Below are 21233 nucleotides of genomic sequence, written 5' to 3' on the forward strand. Positions count from 1 at the left end.
GGAGTAGGGGAGTAGGGGAGTAGGGGAGTAATTTTTTGGCTACTCTCTTGCCCAAGCTGAAAAAGTCTTTTTTAATGAGCGGGGGAGTAGGGGAGCGGGGGAGTAGGGGAGTAGGGGAGTAGGGGAGTAGGGGAGTAATTTTTTGGCTACTCTCTTGCCCAAAATGCGCTCCTTTTTGATTTTTCGGGAACCGTGCATAAAGAGCTGAAAACTAGGTACTTTTTCCAGACCTAAAAAGGCACCTTATTTCTTGTAAATGCTTTTAGATTTAATCAGCAGAGCAATAATTAGGGTTTGCTGAATAAAATATGCGTGGTAAGGGTAGGAGTCAGGAGTCGTAGGGGCGTTTGCGGAGCATTCCGGAACGGAAATGGCCATGTGCTAACGCAAAGCTCCGCTTTATATGTCGCTCCGCGTTTTTCATGTCGGCTCTTAGCCGTTAGCGGAGCTTTGCGCTAGCAAAACGCCCGTACAGGAGTCAGGAGAAATGGGAATTATAAAGGAGGTAGTCGGAAAAATTGTCCCTCAATTTTTCTGCCATGATCATCCCAAAATACTAGCTTTATGCAGCTCTTTCCACCGAAAAGCTTGCACTTTTTTCGACCTAAAAAGCCTAAAGCCTTTATCGGTCTCGAAAAAGTACCTAGTTTTGAGCTGCTTTATACTCAAAAAGGAGGGCATTTTGGTCAAGAGAGTACCCCAAAAATTACTCCCCTACTCCCTTACTCCCCCGCTCCCCCGCTCCCCCGCTCCCCCGCTCCCTTACTCCCTACTCCCTACTCCCTACTCCCTACTCCCTAATCACTATTAATAAACTCCAAGTAAGAATTACTTAGCTCCTTTACTGCTAAATCATAAAACTGCTTACCATGTTCGGGTGTTGCCAATGCAGGGTTAGAACCCATACGACCATCGGGATATCGGCGACGAAAATCAGCAGCACTATATATTGAATATCCACTAGCTACATCTTCTGAAAGTGGAGCTTGTTTAATTGCTTCTGGGTAAACATACTGAGTTAAAGCTACTTCACTAGGTGTAGCGTGAGAGCCTTCCTCTTTACCATATAATTCTTTGGCTAATTTGTAAACTGAGCTACACATAAACCAATTTCCGACTTTACACTTAACTTGGTCTGCATTGGCAATATTTAGATCAGCTAAATGAGCATAAGTTTCTGAGAAAGCAGCTTTCAGAGTAGCAATATTACCTCCGTGACCATTAATAAAGAAAAATTTGGTAAATCCTGCCTTAGTTAAACAAACTATATAGTCACGAATCATCTGAATCATCGTACTAGGCCGCAGACTGATTGTACCTGGGAAACCTGTATGATGTAACGCCATCCCTACATTAATTGTTGGTCCTACTAATGCTTGTACAGTTTCTCCTACTCCCTTTGAGATGGCTTCTGCACAAATAGCATCTGTACCAATCAATCCTGTAGGTCCATGCTGTTCAGTAGAACCTATTGGCAGAATAATACCTTGAGATTGATTCACATAAGCTTCAACTTCAGGCCAGGTACTTAAGTGTAGTAACATATTTATACTTTTATTGAATTATTTATACTTTTTATCTTAACTATAAGTAAAAAAATTAATCTAACCTTAAATAAGGGTTAAACTTTTTAATATACTCTAAATATTGTTCAATTTTGATACTAAATTCAGAGGTTAATCTATGAATTTATTACCAGTCCCACACTTCTAGAAATTTGTAGCAATATTTGATAAAATTTGTATTAAACTTTAATAATTTAACCTTTTGATAACCTAAACATAACCCTTTCTTAACCTATTAGTCATACTATAGGGGCATCCAAGTTTTGTATTTAGCATAACAATGCAAAATAAAAGTGGGCAATGCTTAGTAAACTAACACCGTTTTCTAGAAACGACAAAAAACCAGACTACAGAACAAATTCGGCTAGTGCTATGGTTGCCCTAGTAATATTTTATAGTCAGAAAGCATTGTATCAATGGGAGAAAGACCCAGTGCTTTTGGCAGTTGGATGGTTAAAAATTAATTGAGTTAATTAGCTACACAATTAACTAACAATTGCCTAATTTCTCTGTAAGGCAACATTAATAATTCACCATCAAACCTACCAGAAGCGATATTTATGTTTTCCCCAGATCTAAGCGAAAGTCTTTGCAGGTCTGCCGTCAGAACAAATAGCAAAGTTTTATTATTAGAGACCGAAGAGCTGTTTCGGGATATGTTAGCCCTGGCTCTAGAAGAACAAGGTTTTGAAGTAGTTATTGCTCCAGACGGGCGTAGTGTTATTCCCACTCTTGAGAATTTTTTATCAGTTAAAGATGAGCAATATTTCAATCTACTAATTCTTGACTCCGTTAATGGTTTAGATTTATGCCGGATGTTAAGACATCAAGGTAATTTAATACCAATAATGATTTTGGGAGCAAGAGGCAGTGCTAATAATTGTGCTTTTTATTTAGAAGCTGGAGCTGATGATTATGTAACTAAACCCTTCGGGATGCGGGAGTTTATGGCCCGTTGCCAAGCTATGATGCGTCGCCAACGTTTAGGTCAAGTATCCCAAACAATTATGCTTCAGTATCAAGATATAATCCTTTATGCCGAGGAATGTCGAGTAACGGTTAGAGGTCAAGAAGTGAAACTTTCTCCCAAACAATTTCGCTTACTTGAATTATTTATGAGTTATCCACGCAGAGTTTGGTCTCGTGAACAATTGTTAGAACAAGTTTGGGGACCAGATTTTATTGGGGATAGTAAAACAGTTGATGTTCATATTCGCTGGTTACGGGAAAAACTAGAGTTAAATCCTAGTAAACCAGAGTATGTGATTACTGTTAGAGGTTTTGGATATAGATTTGGTTAAATTAGGGAGTAGGGAGTAGGGAGTAGGGGAGTAGGGGAGTAGGGGAGTAGGGGAGTAGGGGAGTAATTTTTTTTTTGCGCAACTCTTGCCTAAAATACGCTCCTTTTCGAGTTCGAGTATTAAGAGCTGAAAACCAGGTACTTTTCACCGACATAAAAAGGCTAAAACCTTTATCTGTAAATACTTTTAGGTTTAATCAGCAAGCCCTACATAGGGTTGACTGAAAAGTCTTTTAGTAGGGGTAGGAGTCAGGAGTCAGGAGTCAGGAGTCAGGAGTCAGGAGTAATGGGTAATTTAGAGGAGGCAGAAGGGGAAATTATCCCTTGATTTTTCAGCCTCGCGTCAACCCAAAATCCTAACTTTTTGAGCATGAATAGCTCAAAACCTGGTACTTTTTAAAGACTGACAATTGCTCAAACCCATATCTGTCAATGCTTTTAGATTTAATCAGCAAGCCCTACATAATTCCTAAAAAAAGGAGAACTAGAAAATAACTTAATTATTTATTACAACTACAGTTTAAATAGTTATAGATTGGTTAAGTCAGTAGGAGTCAGGAGGAGAGAGAATTACAAAGATGAGCGTAGTTATGAACATTAGAGATTTTTTTTATGTCCAATCAAGCGGATTTGATATAAAATACTCACTTGATTCTAGAATTAAATAGCCCTGCTATTTCCTATTCTCTTCTTAACAGCACTCGGTTTTTACGTCTGAGATAAAAACGCTTTATAGCAATATAATTTATAGCGGTTTTCACTCATGTTGACTACAAAAATTCTTCCTTCTTCCCTTTTCCTTCTTCCTTCTTCACTACTTACTAAATAAACTTAATTGACCATCAGAATTTTCTTCTGATAAATCTGCTTTACCTGATAGTAATTTAGCAGCAGCTTCTAACATTTCTTCCTGAATATCTTGAATATCTTCCCGACTTTCTAAATAAGTTTTTAACGCTTCTAAAGGATCGATACTATTACCTGTTGATAATTCTGGTAAGCGGGGTCTTGCTAACTGACTGACTAATTCTGGTTGAATAGTATAGGTGTGTGCTTCAGTTAAAGCTTGATGTAAAACGTTATTATCAATCAAGTCTAATTGTTCGGAACGTAACTGATAAATTAACCTTACTACTGCATTTTCTATCTGATATTTACTAATAGTTTTTAATAATTCATTTTGTGGGTTTTCTGCTTCTGAAACATTAACTTTAATAGTCTGAAAACTTCGGACGGGTAGAGAACAAAATTTCCATTTAGCTTCACCTTTTTCTAGTTCAATAAAAACAAAACCCTTCTCTTCTTTCTCCTCACTGAAGTCAACTCTTTCAATACTTCCAGGATAAATAATTGGTGGGTTATTAGACTTATTCAAATTTTGATGTTTGTGAACGTGACCTAAAGCAACATAATCAAAACAAGGTCGGTTTAATAGAGAAACAGGAATATTAAAACCTTTACCCACAGCTAAAAAACGTTCTGCTCCTAAACTTGCTCTATCTGCCATTAAATGACCTAAAAGTACAGTGGGAATTTCTGGGTTTAATTTCCGAATTTCTGCTTCTAATATCAACCGCAGTTTTTCAATTAATGACTCATTTACTTCCTTCATCGACTTACCTTCAGTCTCAGATTTTGTCATTAAATTAGAAGCAGTTAACCAAGGCAATGTAATAACTTGAATAGCACCATTTTGAGTTTTAATTGTATGAGTTTCTAAGCGATCGCCTACCACAACTCCAGGAACTCCTAAAGTCCGATAAATACCTAAACTTGCCCCTCCTTGACCTTGGGAATGTTGGTCGTGATTTCCTACTAATAATACTGTGGGAATTTTAGCATCTACTAAACGTCGTAATTGACCAGCAAAAGCTTGTTTTATGTATGGCGCTGGAGTAGCATCTGGGAAAGCATCTCCACCGAATAAAACTAAATCAACTGGTTCAGAAATTGCCCTATCTATACAAAGTTTTAGACTAGAAATAAAGTCTTCGAGGCGAGTGTTTAAACCTGTTTCTGGGTTGATGCGACCGTGAGAAAAACCACTGCCAATATGAATGTCAGAAAGATGAAGAATTTTAATCATTTTTTTTATTTAGGGAGCTTCTTACCAATGGATAATGGATAATTGATAATTGATAATTAGAGATATAGCAATCCTAGTTTTATTCGTGTCAAAAATCTTGCTACTATTTGGGAATAGGTTTGGAGTAAATGGTTAATGGCTAAGAGTTTTGGAGTTGATTTATAGTTTTTGAATTGTGAAACATAAGCGCGGATTGCTATACTTTTCATTATCCATTATTAATTGAGATACAGAGTTCTAAATTTCAGGTAATACAAATTTACGCCAATTTATGGCGTCTTGTACTAATCTTGGCCGTATTCTTATAAAACTAATGTCAATGGGAAGTTCTTCTTCTAATTGTGTAACTGTTTGAGCAGCAAAAGGTGAAATATCGGTAATTTTTGATAGTTTTTTTCTAGTACACTCGTTTTGTGTTTTTAAGTCTTGCTGACTATTACTATCCTCACAATCAGGTAAATCTTCAACAACAAGATGAATATCTAAAGCACGTTTTAACTTCTTTTTAGCTTCAGATTTTGGTAGTGCTAAAATTAATTTTTTAGCCTTTTTCAATTGTTTTTGATATTCAGGTTGGTTGTTAAAGGTCGAAGCATTTTCTGTGTAGTATAATGCTTGAGCTGCTAAATGTTCTGGTGTCTCTTTTTGAACCAAGATATTAGGTTTTATAGATGTAGTAAAAGCACTGGCAATCATTGAATTATTTTGTATAAGAATGGATAATGTAGTCAGAGCTAATGCTATTTTACTAATCATGTTTTGCTCAATTAGTCGTATTTTTTATTGATTTTACTATATAAATTTACGAACGCAAATTCACCCAAATTCTTAATCAGCTCTCTTTTTTATTTGAATAATGGTTCCAGTTAATCTCCCAAAAAATTGCTATATATATTTTCTAGCTTGCCTGTCACACCGTAAGCTGTGTTATACAAATTCTCAAAAACTTTGCTATACTTGAAATTTGTATTTCTAAATAGTATTTATTGACGTAATCTAAGCCTTTAATTATCTGTACAATTTTTAGGCTTATTTTGACACTTTCCAAGTGTAACATTAATTTTGATAAATGGTACAAAGTTTAATAAAAATGTTGCTATCCCTCACCATACACCTGATAACTATGACGACAAAGAATCACCAAGAAATAGTAAGCATTCAGCTATTAGCACTCAGCTCTTCCTAGGTCATGCTACGCAAACAGCCTTTTAAATAAATAAATGAGTTAATAAATATAAGCTGTTGTGTATCTAGATTTTATATTCCCTATTGCTAGGAGCAAAAATTGAATATATGGTCGTTCATAGTAAGCCCGCTTTTCATGATTCATAGAATATAGAGATTTTGGCTTAAAGGTAGAAGGCACTTATGCACTCAGGCAGAAGTAATGCAAGTCAACAGAGCCGTGAAAACCCCTATAAAAACTTTAGCTGATAGCTGATAGGTGACGGCTGAATGCTTACAAGAAATAAGGTCTCAAGCCTCCCCTTTTAAAGGGATGAAAAAATCATAGGAGGCTAACTGATAACTGATAGCTGATAACTGAAATGACACCAAGCAACTCAATTAGTCTTTTAGAATTTGGACAAATTACGGTGGGTCTCTGTGGAGGACTCGCATTCTTCTTATTTGGACTTGAACAAATGACCGAGTCCTTAAAGCAAGTGGCGGGCAAATCTATGAAGCGAATGCTCGCTAAACTGACCTCGAATCGTTGGAATGGTTTAGTGGTCGGAGCATTTGTCACCGCAGTGCTTCAATCCTCCTCAGTGACGACGGTTTTGGTGGTGGGTTTTATTTCTGCCGGCTTAATGACCATGCCTCAATCAATTGGGGTAATCATGGGGGCCAATATTGGCTCGACTATCACTGCTCAGATTATTGCCTTTAAAATTACCCGCTCCGCATTAGTGCTTTTTGCCATTGGCTTTGTCTTGCAACTAATTTCCCAGAGAAGATACTCCCGGCAGTATGGTTTGCTGTTGATGGGTTTGGGTATGATGTTTTATGGCATGGAGTTAATGAAGATTGCCACCAGTCCCCTACAAGCTTATCCACCTTTTATTAGCTTGATGCAACAGGTAGAAAATCCTTTACTGGGGATTACTATTGCCACGGTGTTTACTGCTTTGGTGCAAAGTTCTGCTGTCACTACTGGCTTGGTGATTGTTTTGGCAAGTCAAGGCTTATTGAATCTCGAAGCTGGAATTGCCCTGGTGTTTGGTGCAAATATTGGTACTTGTATTACGGCGATGTTGGCGGCGATCGGCAAACCTTCAGAAGCGGTTCAAGCAGCGATCGCTCATGTTTTGTTTAATATCTTGGGTGTTCTGCTTTGGGTTGGGTTTATTAATCAGTTAGCGGATACTGTACGTTGGCTGACACCTGCTTCATCTTCTCTAGAAGGTATGTCTAAGCTAGCAGTGGAAACCCCACGCCAAATTGCTAATGCTCATACTTTATTTAATGTAGCCAATGCTTTTATTTTTATTGGGTTTGCTCCGTTGTTGGCAAAGTTGGTAGAACATTTGCTGCCTGCAAAATCTCCGACAGTTCGGCAAAGTAAACCCAAATATCTTGATAAGATGTTGCTAACTACTCCTACCTTGGCCTTAGATCGGGTTCGTTTGGAGTTAGGGCAATTGGGAAATATTGTCCTGAAGATGCTGCGCGGTTGTCTGCCAGTTGTGGAGGGTGGTACCAGTGATGAGGTGGCAGCATTACGAGCAATGGATGATGAGGTTGATCGACTTTATGGGGCGATCGTAACTTACCTCGGTCAGTTGAGTTTGGAAACCTTAGTGACTCAACAATTTGAGCTTTTGTCTATGTATCTGAAGATTGCCAACTATATTGAAAATATTGGGGATACTATTGAGACTAATATGGTTGAAATTGGCAATGATCGGCTACACCATGAGCTTCAGTTTAGTGATGCTACCCAAACGGTTTTAAAGTCTCTACATGAGGAGGTTTGTTTTGCTGTAGACCAGGCGATCAAATCAGTAGTTTCCTCCGATCCGCAGTTAGCTGCCCAGGTAGTGGCAATGAAACCCCAAATTAATGAGTTGGCTAGCCAAGCACATACTCATCTGGCTATGCGTTTAACTGCTGACCAACCGAATCGGTTGGTTGCATTTGGCCTTGAATCAGATTTTATCGAGTATTTGAAACGAGTATATTATTTTGCCAAACGAATTGCCAAACTTATGACAGAAATGGATCTAGAAATACAGGGAGATAGAATCAAAAATGTGGTTGATAATTCTACCACAGAGGGTTCAACAATTAATAATTAATTAGGGTTTGCTGAAAAAGTCTTATGGGTAAGGGTAGGAGTCATATAAAATCCGGTTGAAAAGTCGTCCCTATCGACGATAGGAAGCAATCTCTTAAACCTCTGAGATTGCTATCCGTTCCGGAATGCTCCGCAAACCTTCCACTCCGTTCCAGTCGCAATGACGTAAGCTATAGTAATTATCCGGATTCTATATCAGGAGGTAGGGACGTTGCATAAGGGCGTCCGTACGGAGTCAGGAGGAACGGGGAATGATCGAGGAGGTAGGAGGAAGAATTATAAGAGTGATTTTTCTGCCTCGCGTCACCCTAAAATCCTAACTTTTTAAGCTCCCTAGACCGAAAACCTTGCACTTTTTCAGGGCTTAAAAAGCCTAAAGCCTTTATCTATCAACGCTTTAATATTTATTCAGCAAGCCCTAATTACTAATTATATCATGTCCGGATGTAATGGTATAAATAAAATATTTTGCGATCGAGAGGATATATTCTAATTTTTCCCCTACTCCTCTACTCCCCTACTCCCCTACTATCTTAAATTATAAGCGTTCAATCGGACATGGTATTATATCATGTCCGCTGGTATGGTCGCGTCGTGTAAAAGTTGGGGAAATATTTACCTTATGTAAGGTTTTTCCTTTTCTTCTTTCTTCTCTCCTAGATAACTCAAGCCTTCTTCCTTACCTTCTTACTTGCAATACCGATGCTACCGGACATGATATTATTAATTATTAATTATTAATTATTGAAACTCTATCCTCCCTAAATATAATCATCCTTTCCCCGACCCTGACCTCAGCATCTAAACCACTACCAAAAATCTCAACCTCTGGAGCAATACCATTTTGCACAGTCATCACCACAAAAAAATTATCACCCCCACTTGCTAATATCTTTCTACCTCTCTTTGTTTCCTCAACATCAAGCTTCACCTCCCCTGGTGTAACAAAAGTTCCTCTCATAGTTGCCCCAGAATTAGCCTTCAACATAAAACCATTATCCTCAACTACCACCTGCTCCTGAGTGTGCATTACCCAAACTTTTTCCGGCGCATCCCCAGTAAACCTATCCACCACCACAAAAAAACCAGGCGCACCCGACACTCCACTATAGTCAACAGCAAAAGACCGCAACGACTGAAAATCATTAGCTTCAAACACATTATCCATATTCATACTCACCACCCCCGAACCATCTACTTCCTCCTGAAAAAAGTTTGGTTGAGCAGCTCCTGATGCAGACATATCTCCTACAACAACAACATTTTCATCCCCTCTGTTTCCATCATCTGGACCAGCACTCGCCCAACGTCCACCCAAACCCCAAATTCGGAAGCCACCCGCCTCTGGAAATGACCAGGAAGCTCTCAAAGGTTGCTGTTTCAAATAAATACTTGCCACAAAATCATTTTTATCCTTCCATTGGTTACGAAACAGATAAAAACCTTTTTCTTCATCTACTAATACCCGCTCAAATACCTTGGCTGGGTTTTTTGGTCTCAAACCTGTGAGAAAATTAAGATTTAACAACCTTTTGATAAAATTTTCATCGGAAGTGTTTATTAGATTTTCAGAATATGCTGCCAGAAGAAAAGCAGCTTCATGGGGTTTTTTGATGGCAAAAGAGCGATCGCCTTCCCAACCAAAATGATGATGAAAAAACCACATCACCCCTGGCAAAAATTTTTCTGGTACGCTATTCCAACCCAGAGAAAACAGAGACTTCACTGGTGCTAGGCGATGACGACCATAAGTAGGTACTGATATTTCACCATCCTCTCCTACTATCCGCATTACATAATGGGGTAAAAACCATTTTATACTGGAGTCTTTGACAAAGTTGTGTCCGAACACATTTTCATAAGCTTGGAAAAATGGTAAAAGTGCTAATATCCAAGGTTCAATACTATAGAGGTCACCCTCAGTACCAAAAGAGCGATCGCCTACTGCAGTCTCCAGATAACGCTCAATATTCCTTTCAGCAATTTTCAACAGTCGTCTCACATCAGTCGGTTCTGAAAAAAACTGTTCCGGTTCATATAAAATAGCTAATGCTGCCAAACCAGCAGCACTCCGCGCTCTCCCACTCCAGTTACTCCAAGCAGTAGGGTTCCAACCTTTGCCACGAGTACCTGCAATTAATATTTTTGTCTGTTGCGCTAACCAGTCTGTAATTTTTTGGACTCGTTGCTCATCCCAGGCGTTATAACAAAGGTCGTAAGCTAGGGCCACACCAGCCACTATAGGGGCGTGTTCTAATAATCGTGGGCCAGGATTATTCAAGGATTTTTCTACTATTTGCCATGCTGTTTCTGCTGCTTGGGGGTCATCATTTAAGAGGGAGAGGAAACAATGGCCTGCTGCATGATATCCACCATTGGGAACGAATGCTTCGTAATAGATTTTTTGCTGGAGAGATTTTTCGAGTTGAGCAAGAATAGCTTGACCTTTCTGAGTTTTGGCTTTTTCTCGTAATTCTGGCAGTTGATTTTGACGGAAAATTAGCCGTGGATGTTCTCTAGGAGATATGGGTGTATGGTTTGGTATTTTTGTGGGGGAATAGGGTGTAATATTTCCAGTAACTTTTCCACTGACAGGTTGTTCGTTAAAGGTTCCTGAATAACTACCAACTATTTGCTTTTTATCTTTTTTATCTGGTTGCAATTCGATTAAATATTCTGCTTCTCCACCTTTTCTCCAAGGGTCGGAGTTAATCTGAATTTTTACTTGTAATTCCCAGGAGTTATCTTTTTTAATAGTGTTAACTATACCATCATGTTCTGCTTGATTAAATGCTTGGGAAAAGCCCCATATTTCTGTTTCGCATTGAGAATTTATACAAATTAAGTCTAAAGTAATATCTTGATAGTTCATTAATTGATAATTGATAATGGATAATTGATAATTACCTCTGGTTAAAACCGAGAGGATTGAAGATTGGGAAATATCATTTTAAAAGGGGAGGCTTTAAACCACAATTATTTAATTAATAATTAATTATTCGGTAAAGTTTTCTTCGTTTTGTTTCCATAGTGCATTATCTAGGGTAATACTAACATCTCTTGGTAAATCTCTTTTTATTAATTTTTGTCTAATAAATTCTCCAGCACCTATGGTTAGCAAACTGATGGTTAATAGAGTGATTATTTTTTTTCGTCTCATTGTTAATTAGAGTTTGCGATTGGAAGTCTTTTGCTGTTTACTAATTATAGTTCGGTGAATTAATGGTTAGAGATAAAGTAAGCATTTCCTGCGGAGCATTCCCTATACGAAAAAACGCAGTTACAACCCATAAGGCTAACTGAAGGCTGAGTGCTTACGAGATAAATCCTATGGTTTGATTTTAATTTGCACAATAGTTTCTAGATTTGAGATCAAGTCTCTGAGTGGCGAGCGCCTGATTATTTAGGTTGACTATTAATAAAACTATTGCACAATAGTTTTTAGATTTTAGATAAAGTCTCTGAGTGGCGAGCGCCTGATTATTTAGGTTGACTATTAATAAAACTATTGCACAATAGTTTTTAGATTTTAGATAAAGTATGGGTGGCGATAGAACTCCATTCCGCTTCGCGAGCGCCTAACTATATCATGTCCGGTTGAATAGTTATAAATAAAAAGGCAGGAGTCAGGAGTCGTAGGGGCGATTTCCTACGGAATACTTCGTAAACGCGTTTGCGGAGCATTCCGGCACGGAAATCGTCCGTACAGGAGTCAGGAGGGAAGAGGGGATAAAAAAAGTATATGCATGAGAAAGTTTTTTGATCACGCTCTTATCCGGACATAATATTATTGTTTGACTATTAATAAAACTATTGCACAATAGTTTTTAGATTTTAGATAAAGTCTCTGAGTGGCGAGCGCCTGATTATTTAGGTTGACTATTAATAAAACTATTGCACAATAGTTTTTAGATTTTAGATAAAGTATGAGTGGCGATAGAACTCCATTCCGCTTCGCGATCGCCTAATTATTGGTTAACTATTAATGATATACAGGTAAGATGTACTTTATTAAATAGAAAACTGCTGTAAAAGTTCAAACTTTACTTTGAACTTTTAGCCTTTTATTATTACTTTTTCCTTTTACCTAAATAAAATAAATCCCTAAATTTGTATAGTGTTTTTCACCATTAATTGAAATACATATTTATAAATTTTCGGTAATACAGATTTACGCCAGTTTATAGCATCTTTTTATTAATTGTGGCTGTATCATAAAACCAGTATTCATTGTATTTCCCTCTTTTATTTGCTTAACTGTTTGATTAGCAAAAGGTGAAATACTGGCGATTTTTGATAGTCCGTATAAAGTACACTCTTTTTGATTTTGAAAGTCTAAGTCGCTATGGGCACAATCAAATAAGTAATCAACAACAATATGAATAGCTAATGCAATTGATTAAGTTTCGTTGAGCTTCAGAATTTGGTAGTGAGAAAACTAACTTTTTAGCCTTGTTCAATTCTTTTTGATATTCAGGATAGTTGTTTAAGGTCGAAGTAACTTCTGGGTAATATAATGTTTTAGCAGCTATATTTTCTGGTATCTCTTTTTTCACCAGCGTATCAGGTTTTATAAGTGCAGTAAAGGCAGTGGCAATCATGGAATTATTTAGTATAATAATCGATAATGTGTAAGTATTTAGCTTAACTATTATAAAACTTTTTACGACCAATTTAGGATTGCTATAGCTTCAGATATATAGGAAGTTAGATGGCAATATTGAAACACTGAAATCCTTGCTTAAGTAAAGTTTAAAGCAGATATGAAAACCTTAACTATCCATAGTAAATGTATTTAATGCCTTAACAACAAAAAAGCTGATTGCTGACTGCTAATAGCTGAATGCTGACAATAATGTAGCCAGAGTTAATGCTATTTTACTAATCATAGTTTGGTAAGTTTAAAGGTTAAATCTCTGAGAATATTTCAGTCACTTTACTGGAAGTAGAAAGAAGAAAAGTTGAAAGTAAAGTTTACAAATTTAGCCTTTTCTTAATTACTTCTTTCTTCTTCCTTCTTACTTCTTCCTTCCCCTTACAAAGATTCTGGTTCTTGACCAGAAACTACTGGTGCAGTATTATTCAATTTTAATTCTGGATGTTCAGATTCTACTTGTTGACAATTCCACTCATTTCTAAAGAGCAAAACAGGTCGTCCCCAGCTATCTTTCACCGCCACAGTATTAAATAACCTACCTACTTTTTCCAGTATTTCCCAACCACCATCTACCCAACGTGCCACACTAAAAGGCAACGTTTCTAATCTGGTTTCTACTCCATATTCATTTTGCATTCTAAACTGAACAACCTCTAATTGTAACTGCCCAACAGCAGCTAAAATAGGGTCTCTTTTTGACTCATCTGCTGAGTACATAATTTGCACTGCACCTTCTTCTCTTAATTCATTAACTCCTTTACGAAATTGTTTAAATTTAGAAGGATTAGGATTCCTTAAATAAGCAAATATTTCTGGTGAGAAACAGGGGATACCTTCATACTCTAATTTTTTGCCATTATAGATAGTATCTCCTATGGCAAATACTCCTGGATTATTTAAACCAATTATGTCACCAGGGTAGGCATTTTCGATAGATGCTCTGTCTTGAGCAAATAACTTTTGCGGACGAGATAATCGTACTGTTTTACCTGTTCTAGCATGACTAACTGTCATATCTTTTTCAAATTTTCCTGTGCAAACTCTAATAAAAGCGACCCTATCTCGATGTTTTGGGTCCATATTAGCTTGCAATTTAAACACAAACCCAGTGAAGTTTTCATAAGTTGGAGAAATTTCTCCAACTGTACTTTTATGAGTACCTGGTTTAAGAGCATATTCTAGGAAAGCATCTAAGAATAATTGCACCCCAAAATTAGTCATTGCACTACCAAAAAATACAGGGGTCATTTCTCCTTTATGTATTTCTTCTAAATCTAATTCTGAACCTAATTCATCTAGCAATTCTATATCTTCTTTGAGTTGGTAATAAAGGTCTTGCTCTAGTAGTTCTTCTATCTGAGGGTCGCCTAAATTTACTACTGTATTTGTTGCTGCTTTTCTGCCATGAATACTCCGCTCAAATAAGTGAATTTGTTTTTTTCTTCTATCAAATACTCCTTTGAAGCGATCGCCCATACCTATTGGCCAATTTACAGGATATGTTTTTAAACCTAATTCCTGTTCAATTTCATCCAACAGTTCTAAAGGTTCTCTTCCTGGTCTATCCATTTTATTAATAAAGGTAAAAATGGGTAGTTTTCGCATCTTACAAACTTCAAATAATTTGCGAGTTTGAGGTTCTAAACCTTTAGCACCATCCTCTAACATTACAGCGTTATCTGCTGCTGCTAATGTTCTATATGTATCCTCACTAAAATCTTGGTGGCCGGGAGTATCTAGGAGATTTATTTGACAGTCTTGATAATCAAATTGGAGAACTGTGGAAGTGATAGAAATACCTCTTTGTTGTTCCATTTCCATCCAATCTGAAGTGGCATGACGTTGCGCTCTTTTAGCTTTGACTGCACCAGCTTCTTGAATAGCACCTCCGTACAAAAGCAGTTTTTCTGTAAGGGTAGTTTTACCAGCATCAGGGTGAGAAATAATTGCAAAGTTACGCCGTTTATCTACTGCGGTTTGCAATTCTGTTTCAATTTCAATGGACATAAGTTAACCTAACTTTTAGCATCTCTAATAATTAATCATATTATATAAGTAGTCAAGTAAAATTAATTGTATATTTGCTGCTTAGGTTAAGTAGGTAAGTTCATTAATGGATAATTGATAATTACCTCTCCCTAAAAGTGAGAGGATTGACACTAATCAGGAAAAGATTTATTTTTTTTCCCTTGAAAGGGGAGGCTTCAAGGCGTGAATTATCTAATTATTTAATTATTTAATTGCTTAATTATTAATTATTTCGGTAAATTATTTTTGATCTACTAATAAATTATCCTACAGAAATCATCAATCCTTTTCCCCTACTCCCTACTCGCTATTATTAGACATCTCCAATAAGAAAAAATAAAATAAATTATCTCACAGAAATCAGCAATCATTTTTCCCTACTCCCTATTCCCTATTCCCTACTCCCTACTCTCTCTTATGATATAATGTATATTCAAAATATCTCTAATTAATAGATAAATAAAATGATAAATTGAATAATTTTTTTAATACCTAAGTATTCAGCCGTCAGCTATCAGCTATAAGTTATTAACTTATTATCTCACTATCGTGAAAGGAGGAATTAGTCTCCAAGGAGCATTAAAAGTAATTAAAAGTTACCGAATACTTAATAATTAATAATTATTAAGAGATTGAATGTATCAGGAAATATACAAAGGAGATAGGGAACAGCGGTGCGACCCCGCGACGACGAAAGTCGCAAGGGAATGCGCACCAAGAGAGGGAACACTTAACTGGGAACAGGGAACAGGTAATAAGAAAGAAGAAATTAAGACAACTATTTGTCACTTAAAAATCTAGGAATAGTATGCACCTTTCCTCCTCTGGATATTTACCAGATTTTAACCTTTTGAAGTCTTACCTATTTTATATTTTAGTCACTCTAAGCCCTCTTAATATTTGTTTTACAAACAGTCTCTAATTCAATACCTTGCTTAAAAGCCTCCCCTTTCAAGGGGAAAAAAAGTGCTAGGATATTTCCTTATATTCAATTCCGTAACGGTTTTAACCAGAGGTAATTATTCATTATTCGTTATCCATTAATGAAGACTAAAATATACTTCTTTAACCTAAGCAGGAATTATTTATTCATCCATCTGATTGCTGACCGCTAATAGCTGTTTGCGCAGCATTCCGCAGGAAATGCTTACTTTAATACTAAGAAAAGTATAAAGTTAATAAAAATCAATAATTAATTTTTTTCAATCTGATAGTTTTAGAATTTTTTTTAACAAGAAAAGCCTATGAATTTTTTATCAAAAATTTGGAGTACAGGAAATTTTATTCCTCACGGACATTGTTATTTTTGGCAAACTGAATTAGTGTGGTTACACATATTGTCAGATGGATTAATTGTATTAGCTTACTGTTCAATTCCTATTGCCTTAATTTATTTCATTCGCAAACGAGAGGATATACCTTACCCAGAAATATTTATATTATTTAGTGCATTTATTGTTGCTTGTGGATTGACTCATTTAATGTCAATTTGGACTTTTTGGTATCCTACCTATTGGCTATCAGGTTTAGTCAAAGTAATGACAGCTTTAATATCTTTATTTACAGTTGGAAAATTAGTACCATTAATTCCTAACTTATTAGCACTTCCTAACCCTGCAAAACTAGAAGAAATTAACAATAAATTAAAAGCAGAAATTCAAGAACGCCAACAAATACAAGAAGATTTACAAACATCTGAAAAACGTTTAAGTGGAATTTTAGAAATTGCTCAAGATGCCATTATTTCAGTGGATGAAAATCAAAATATTTCTATGTTTAATCAAGGAGCAGAAAAAATATTTGGATATCAAGCAAGTGAAATTTTAGGAAAATCATTAAATTTGCTATTGCCACAACGATATAAAGCAAATCATCAAAACTATGTGCGTCAATTTTCTACTGACACTGAAGTTTCTCGTCCCATGACTAATCGTCGGCAAATTTGGGGGCTTCGGAAAGATGGTACTGAGTTTCCAGCAGCAGCTTCTATTTCTAAATTAGAGTTAAAAAATGAGACTATATTAACTGCAATTATTAATGACATTAGCGAAGAAGTAGAAGCAGAAAATAGACTGAAAACAGCCCTACAACAATTGAATTTTCATGTAGAAAATACTCCACTAGCAGTGATTGAGTGGAATAGTGAATTTCGAGTACAACGTTGGTCAGAACAAGCAGAAAAAATCTTTGGTTGGCAACCGCAAGAAGTCATAGATTTACAGGTAAATGATTGGGAATTTATATTTCCTGAAGACTTAGAAAAAGTTGTAAGTCTAATGCAAGAACTCCAAGAAGGAAATATGCCCAGAAATACTTGTACAAATCGTAACTATACTAAACAGAGAAAAGTAATAAATTGTGAATGGTATAACTCGGTTTGTTTCGATGAAAAAGGAAATTTTATTTCGATATTATCCCTAGTTTTAGATGTTAGCGAGCGGGTACAAGCACAAATAGAATTACAACTATCTCAACAAAAACTCCAATTAATTATCAATACTATTCCCCAATCAATATTTTGGAAAAATCAAGACCTAGTATATCAGGGGTGTAATAATAGTTTTGCTGATAGAGCAGGTTTTAAATCACCAAGAGAAATAGTTGGTAAAACTGACTATGATTTACCCGGAAATAAAGAATATTTTGAACATTATCGCAGAATAGATTGTCAAGTAATGGAATCTGATATACCTAGATACCAAATAATTGAACCTCAATTAACTACTCAGGGTCAAAAAAGATGGTTACAAACAAGTAAAGTTCCTCTTCATAATCAAGATGGTCAAGTAATAGGTATTCTTGGCAGTTATGAAGATATTACTGAACGTATTGAAGCACAGGAAAAATTAAACCAACAACAAAAAACTTTAAGAGCAATTCTTGATAATGCTCCTATTTGGATTTTAATGACTGACGTTAATGGCAAAGTTCAGTTTGTTAATAACACATTATGTGAAAATATTGGCATTCCTGAGTCAAGGTTTTTGGAAGTTGAACAATATCATAAACTTTTTACAGAAAAAGAAGCAGCAAATCTTCATAAATCTGATGCGAATTGCTGGGGAAATAATTTTCCATGTCACTGTGAAGAAACTTTTACGTTTATTGACGGTAAAGAGCATAATCTAGAATTAATTAAAGTCAAAATTAAAGATGATGATAATGAAGTTATTGGTTTAATATCTTTAGGGTTAGATATTACAGAAAGTAAGCAAGCTCAACAAAAACTTCAAGAATCAGAGGCTAAATTTCGACAAATTGCTCGCCATGAAGAACTACTTAATCATTTGGCAAATCAAATTCGTAATTCTCTCGATATTGAGACGATTTTAGAGACTACAGTCCATCAAGTTCGTACTATCTTAAAAATAGATCGTTGTCATTTTATTTGGCATCGTTTTGCTAGTAGTACAAATCTAGACGAAACTAATAATAATTTTCTAGATAGTTGGGAAGTTGTTAATGAGTCAAAAGGAGAAAATTTACCTGGCTTACTTGGTAAATATACAATAGAACAAGTAGGCTCTTGGGCTTTAAGATTTTTACAATTAGAAATTATTCGAGTTGACAATATTAGTCTTGTTGATGATAAAAAAATGCGACGTTTTATAGTTGCTTTGGGTATAATTTCTTTTGTGTCTATACCAATTCAAACTCAGTCTGGAAAAATAGGAGTTTTAGTTTGTGCCCATCATACCTCTGTTCGTCACTGGGATGATAGTGAAGTACAACTTTTAAAGGCAGTAACAGATCAATTGGCGATCGCTATTGATCAAGCAGAACTATATAATCAAAGTCGTGAAGTTGCTTTTCAAGCTAGAGCACAAGCTCAGGAATTATCTGACGCTTTAAACAAACTTCAACAAGCTCAAGCACAACTTATTCAAACTGAAAAAATGTCGTCTTTAGGGCAAATGGTAGCTGGTATTGCCCATGAAATTAATAATCCAATTAACTTTATTTCTGGTAATATTCTTTATGTTAGTCAATATACTGAAGACTTACTCGGTTTAATTCATCTCTATCAGGAAAATTATCCTGAACCACCTACAGTTATTCAAGAGGAAATAGAAACTATAGAATTAGATTTTTTGATTGAAGATTTACCGAAAATTTTAAATTCTATCAAAGTGGGAGCTAACCGCATTGCTGATATAGTTCTTTCTTTACGAAATTTCTCTCGCTTGGATGAGTCTGAGGTAAAGTCTGTAGATATCCATGAAGGAATAGAAAGCACTCTCCTCATTTTACAAAATAAACTCAAACAGAAGCCACAGGAAAAAGCAATTCAAATAATTAAAGATTATAATGACTTACCCGAAGTGGAGTGTTATGTTAGTCAGATAAATCAAGTATTTATGAATATTATTTCTAACGCTATTGACGCTTTAGCAGAAAAACGAAGGAAAAATTTTAATCCTACTGAGATAAATCAAAATTCAGATATTTTGGATAATTTACCTACTATTACAATTAGTACAAAATTTATATCATCTCAAGAAGTTAGAATTATAATTGCTGATAATGGTATGGGTATAACAGAAACAGTTCGTAACAAAATATTTGACCCATTTTTTACTACTAAACCTATCGGTAGTGGTACTGGTCTAGGATTATCTATTAGTTATCAAATTATTGTGGAAAAACATCAAGGTAGATTAGACTGTACTTCTACAATAGGACAAGGAACGAAATTTATCATTACAATTCCTATCCGCCAGAAAATAAAACAAATAACAGAGTTATAATTAGAATTTGTGGAAAAAATAAGAGCGTGGAAAGGGTGAAGGGTTTGGGTCGTTTGGGAAGGATTAGGAGATAAAATTTTGTCTGCTGAAAATACTAACTTTTTGCATCTCTAGGGACTGAAAAGGTTGCAATTTTTTCACTTTTAAAAGACAGTTACCTTTATTTTTAAATATTTTTAGGCTTCATCAGCAAGGTATAATTAGACTTAATAACTAAATCTCAGAACTACTCAATTATTGACATATACTTTTTGCTGTGCAGGTGAGAAATACAGATATATAGTTTGAATCAGGAGGAACATTTAATGGATACTGATAAAAAAAATTCTCTCGGCTTTATGTCATGGAGCGATTTTTTTTACTATAACTAATATAATATTGTATCTATAGTCATACCAATAGTGATTATACTTCTAACTGATGATTAAATTGTTAAGGATAACGCTAAAGAATCTATCAACTTTCATATTAACATTTATATTTATGCTTTTATATTTGGTATATTAATCTGGTTAGCCAGCGCATTTCCTTTCAGTGGTATTCCTTTATTTGGCTTGTTTCCTTTCGGAATTCCTTTATTAGTTTTGTTAGTAATTGTTACTGTTGTGATGGCAATAATTGCCATTCTTAATGTTAAGAGTAATCCCAACCAACCTTACCGTTATCCATTTATTTTTCGTCTACTATAGTTACAATTTTTTCTGGTTTTGATTCTACTCAATGTAAGTTATGACAAATAATATTAGTCTTAGTGAAGAGAGTTAATTAATCATTCAAATTCCTATGGGGAAAACACAAACCAAATAACAGAGCAATAATTAGACTTAATAAATAACTCAATTTCCGAAATTACTAAATTAATCAGCTATACTTATTATCGTGTAAGTAGAAAATACAGATATATAGTTTGAATCAGGAGGAACATTTAATGGATACTGATAAAAAAAATTCTCTCGGCTTTATGTCATGGAGCGATTTTTTTTACTATAACTAATATAATATTGTATCTATAGTCATACCAATAGTGATTATACTTCTAACTGATGATTAAATTGTTAAGGATAACGCTAAAGAATCTATCAACTTTCATATTAACATTTATATTTATGCTTTTATATTTGGTATATTAATCTGGTTAGCCAGCGCATTTCCTTTCAGTGGTATTCCTTTATTTGGCTTGTTTCCTTTCGGAATTCCTTTATTAGTTTTGTTAGTAATTGTTACTGTTGTGATGGCAATAATTGCCATTCTTAATGTTAAGAGTAATCCCAACCAACCTTACCGTTATCCATTTATTTTTCGTCTACTATAGTTACAATTTTTTCTGGTTTTGATTCTACTCAATGTAAGTTATGACAAATAATATTAGTCTTAGTGAAGAGAGTTAATTAATCATTCAAATTCCTATGGGGAAAACACAAACCAAATAACAGAGCAATAATTAAACTCAATAAATAACTCAATTTCAGAAATTACTAAATTAATCAGCTATACTTATTATCATGTAAGTGGAAAATACAGATATCTAGTTTCAATCAGGAGGAAAATTTA

14 protein-coding genes are annotated in these 21233 nt (G+C 35.3%); 7 read left to right on the forward strand and 7 right to left on the reverse strand.

Annotation, left to right across the window (positions count from 1 at the left end):
* Nucleotides 1–797: 797 nt before the first annotated feature.
* The gene (locus tag ACP6PK_RS04645; protein WP_426558180.1) at nt 798–1544 is read right to left on the reverse strand and encodes a creatininase family protein; all 747 of its coding nucleotides are present in this window, start codon (nt 1542–1544) and stop codon (nt 798–800) included.
* A gap of 321 nt (nt 1545–1865) precedes the next feature.
* Between ACP6PK_RS04645 and ACP6PK_RS04650 the strand changes: the two genes are divergently transcribed.
* Together ACP6PK_RS04650 and ACP6PK_RS04655 are read left to right on the forward strand one after the other, a co-directional pair.
* Nucleotides 1866–2033, forward strand: coding sequence for a hypothetical protein (locus tag ACP6PK_RS04650; RefSeq protein WP_426558182.1), 168 nt, complete (start codon nt 1866–1868; stop codon nt 2031–2033).
* 92 nt (nt 2034–2125) lie between these two features.
* On the forward strand, nt 2126–2866 hold the full coding sequence (locus ACP6PK_RS04655; protein ID WP_426558184.1) for a winged helix-turn-helix domain-containing protein: 741 nt from the start codon (nt 2126–2128) through the stop codon (nt 2864–2866).
* 813 nt (nt 2867–3679) lie between these two features.
* On the opposite strand, the gene sbcD is transcribed toward ACP6PK_RS04655, so the two are convergent.
* Complete coding sequence (gene sbcD / locus ACP6PK_RS04660; RefSeq protein ID WP_426558186.1) at nt 3680–4951, reverse strand: exonuclease subunit SbcD; 1272 nt, start codon at nt 4949–4951, stop codon at nt 3680–3682.
* Nucleotides 4952–5188: 237 nt separating this feature from the next.
* Nucleotides 5189–5707: a hypothetical protein gene (locus ACP6PK_RS04665; RefSeq protein WP_426558188.1), complete on the reverse strand. Its 519-nt coding sequence runs from the start codon at nt 5705–5707 to the stop codon at nt 5189–5191.
* 791 nt (nt 5708–6498) lie between these two features.
* Between ACP6PK_RS04665 and ACP6PK_RS04670 the strand changes: the two genes are divergently transcribed.
* Nucleotides 6499–8250 (forward strand): Na/Pi cotransporter family protein, encoded by a 1752-nt coding sequence (locus tag ACP6PK_RS04670; protein WP_426558190.1) that lies wholly within the window; start codon nt 6499–6501, stop codon nt 8248–8250.
* Nucleotides 8251–8979: 729 nt separating this feature from the next.
* Here ACP6PK_RS04670 and ACP6PK_RS04675 read toward each other — a convergent pair.
* The 4 genes from ACP6PK_RS04675 to prfC form a co-directional block, all read right to left on the reverse strand.
* Nucleotides 8980–11121, reverse strand: a complete 2142-nt coding sequence (locus tag ACP6PK_RS04675; protein WP_426558192.1) for a hypothetical protein — start codon at nt 11119–11121, stop codon at nt 8980–8982.
* Nucleotides 11122–11244: 123 nt separating this feature from the next.
* A complete protein-coding gene (locus ACP6PK_RS04680; protein WP_426558194.1) occupies nt 11245–11409 on the reverse strand; it encodes a hypothetical protein in 165 nt (54 codons plus the stop codon).
* Between the two features lie 1207 nt (nt 11410–12616).
* Nucleotides 12617–12850, reverse strand: coding sequence for a hypothetical protein (locus tag ACP6PK_RS04685; protein ID WP_426558196.1), 234 nt, complete (start codon nt 12848–12850; stop codon nt 12617–12619).
* Nucleotides 12851–13284: 434 nt separating this feature from the next.
* Nucleotides 13285–14913 (reverse strand): peptide chain release factor 3, encoded by a 1629-nt coding sequence (gene prfC, locus ACP6PK_RS04690; RefSeq protein WP_426558198.1) that lies wholly within the window; start codon nt 14911–14913, stop codon nt 13285–13287.
* 657 nt (nt 14914–15570) lie between these two features.
* Here prfC and ACP6PK_RS04695 point away from each other — a divergent pair.
* The 4 genes from ACP6PK_RS04695 to ACP6PK_RS04710 all read left to right on the forward strand — a co-directional run bounded on the left by ACP6PK_RS04695 (nt 15571) and on the right by ACP6PK_RS04710 (nt 20994).
* Nucleotides 15571–15735 carry a hypothetical protein gene (locus ACP6PK_RS04695; protein WP_426558200.1) on the forward strand — a complete coding sequence of 55 codons (165 nt, stop codon included), beginning with the start codon at nt 15571–15573 and terminating at the stop codon, nt 15733–15735.
* 443 nt (nt 15736–16178) lie between these two features.
* Nucleotides 16179–19682 carry a PAS domain-containing sensor histidine kinase gene (locus tag ACP6PK_RS04700; RefSeq protein ID WP_426558202.1) on the forward strand — a complete coding sequence of 1168 codons (3504 nt, stop codon included), beginning with the start codon at nt 16179–16181 and terminating at the stop codon, nt 19680–19682.
* A gap of 491 nt (nt 19683–20173) precedes the next feature.
* On the forward strand, nt 20174–20371 hold the full coding sequence (locus ACP6PK_RS04705) for a magnetosome magnetite crystal formation protein family (RefSeq protein ID WP_426558216.1): 198 nt from the start codon (nt 20174–20176) through the stop codon (nt 20369–20371).
* Nucleotides 20372–20796: 425 nt separating this feature from the next.
* Nucleotides 20797–20994, forward strand: a complete 198-nt coding sequence (locus ACP6PK_RS04710) for a magnetosome magnetite crystal formation protein family (RefSeq protein ID WP_426558216.1) — start codon at nt 20797–20799, stop codon at nt 20992–20994.
* The last annotated feature ends 239 nt before the right edge of the window (nt 20995–21233 follow it).

Origin of the sequence: Dapis hubbardiae BLCC-M172, assembly GCF_050016015.1 — a bacterium.
Taxonomy (GTDB): domain Bacteria; phylum Cyanobacteriota; class Cyanobacteriia; order Cyanobacteriales; family Microcoleaceae; genus Trichodesmium.

Coding starts and splice junctions, on each gene's coding strand:
- ACP6PK_RS04645 (WP_426558180.1), bottom strand. CDS start 1,544: ATGTTACTACACTTAAGTACCTGGCCTGAAGTTGAAGCTTATGTGAAT.
- ACP6PK_RS04650 (WP_426558182.1), top strand. CDS start 1,866: ATGCTTAGTAAACTAACACCGTTTTCTAGAAACGACAAAAAACCAGAC.
- ACP6PK_RS04655 (WP_426558184.1), top strand. CDS start 2,126: ATGTTTTCCCCAGATCTAAGCGAAAGTCTTTGCAGGTCTGCCGTCAGA.
- sbcD (WP_426558186.1), bottom strand. CDS start 4,951: ATGATTAAAATTCTTCATCTTTCTGACATTCATATTGGCAGTGGTTTT.
- ACP6PK_RS04665 (WP_426558188.1), bottom strand. CDS start 5,707: ATGATTAGTAAAATAGCATTAGCTCTGACTACATTATCCATTCTTATA.
- ACP6PK_RS04670 (WP_426558190.1), top strand. CDS start 6,499: ATGACACCAAGCAACTCAATTAGTCTTTTAGAATTTGGACAAATTACG.
- ACP6PK_RS04675 (WP_426558192.1), bottom strand. CDS start 11,121: ATGAACTATCAAGATATTACTTTAGACTTAATTTGTATAAATTCTCAA.
- ACP6PK_RS04680 (WP_426558194.1), bottom strand. CDS start 11,409: ATGAGACGAAAAAAAATAATCACTCTATTAACCATCAGTTTGCTAACC.
- ACP6PK_RS04685 (WP_426558196.1), bottom strand. CDS start 12,850: ATGATTGCCACTGCCTTTACTGCACTTATAAAACCTGATACGCTGGTG.
- prfC (WP_426558198.1), bottom strand. CDS start 14,913: ATGTCCATTGAAATTGAAACAGAATTGCAAACCGCAGTAGATAAACGG.
- ACP6PK_RS04695 (WP_426558200.1), top strand. CDS start 15,571: ATGTATCAGGAAATATACAAAGGAGATAGGGAACAGCGGTGCGACCCC.
- ACP6PK_RS04700 (WP_426558202.1), top strand. CDS start 16,179: ATGAATTTTTTATCAAAAATTTGGAGTACAGGAAATTTTATTCCTCAC.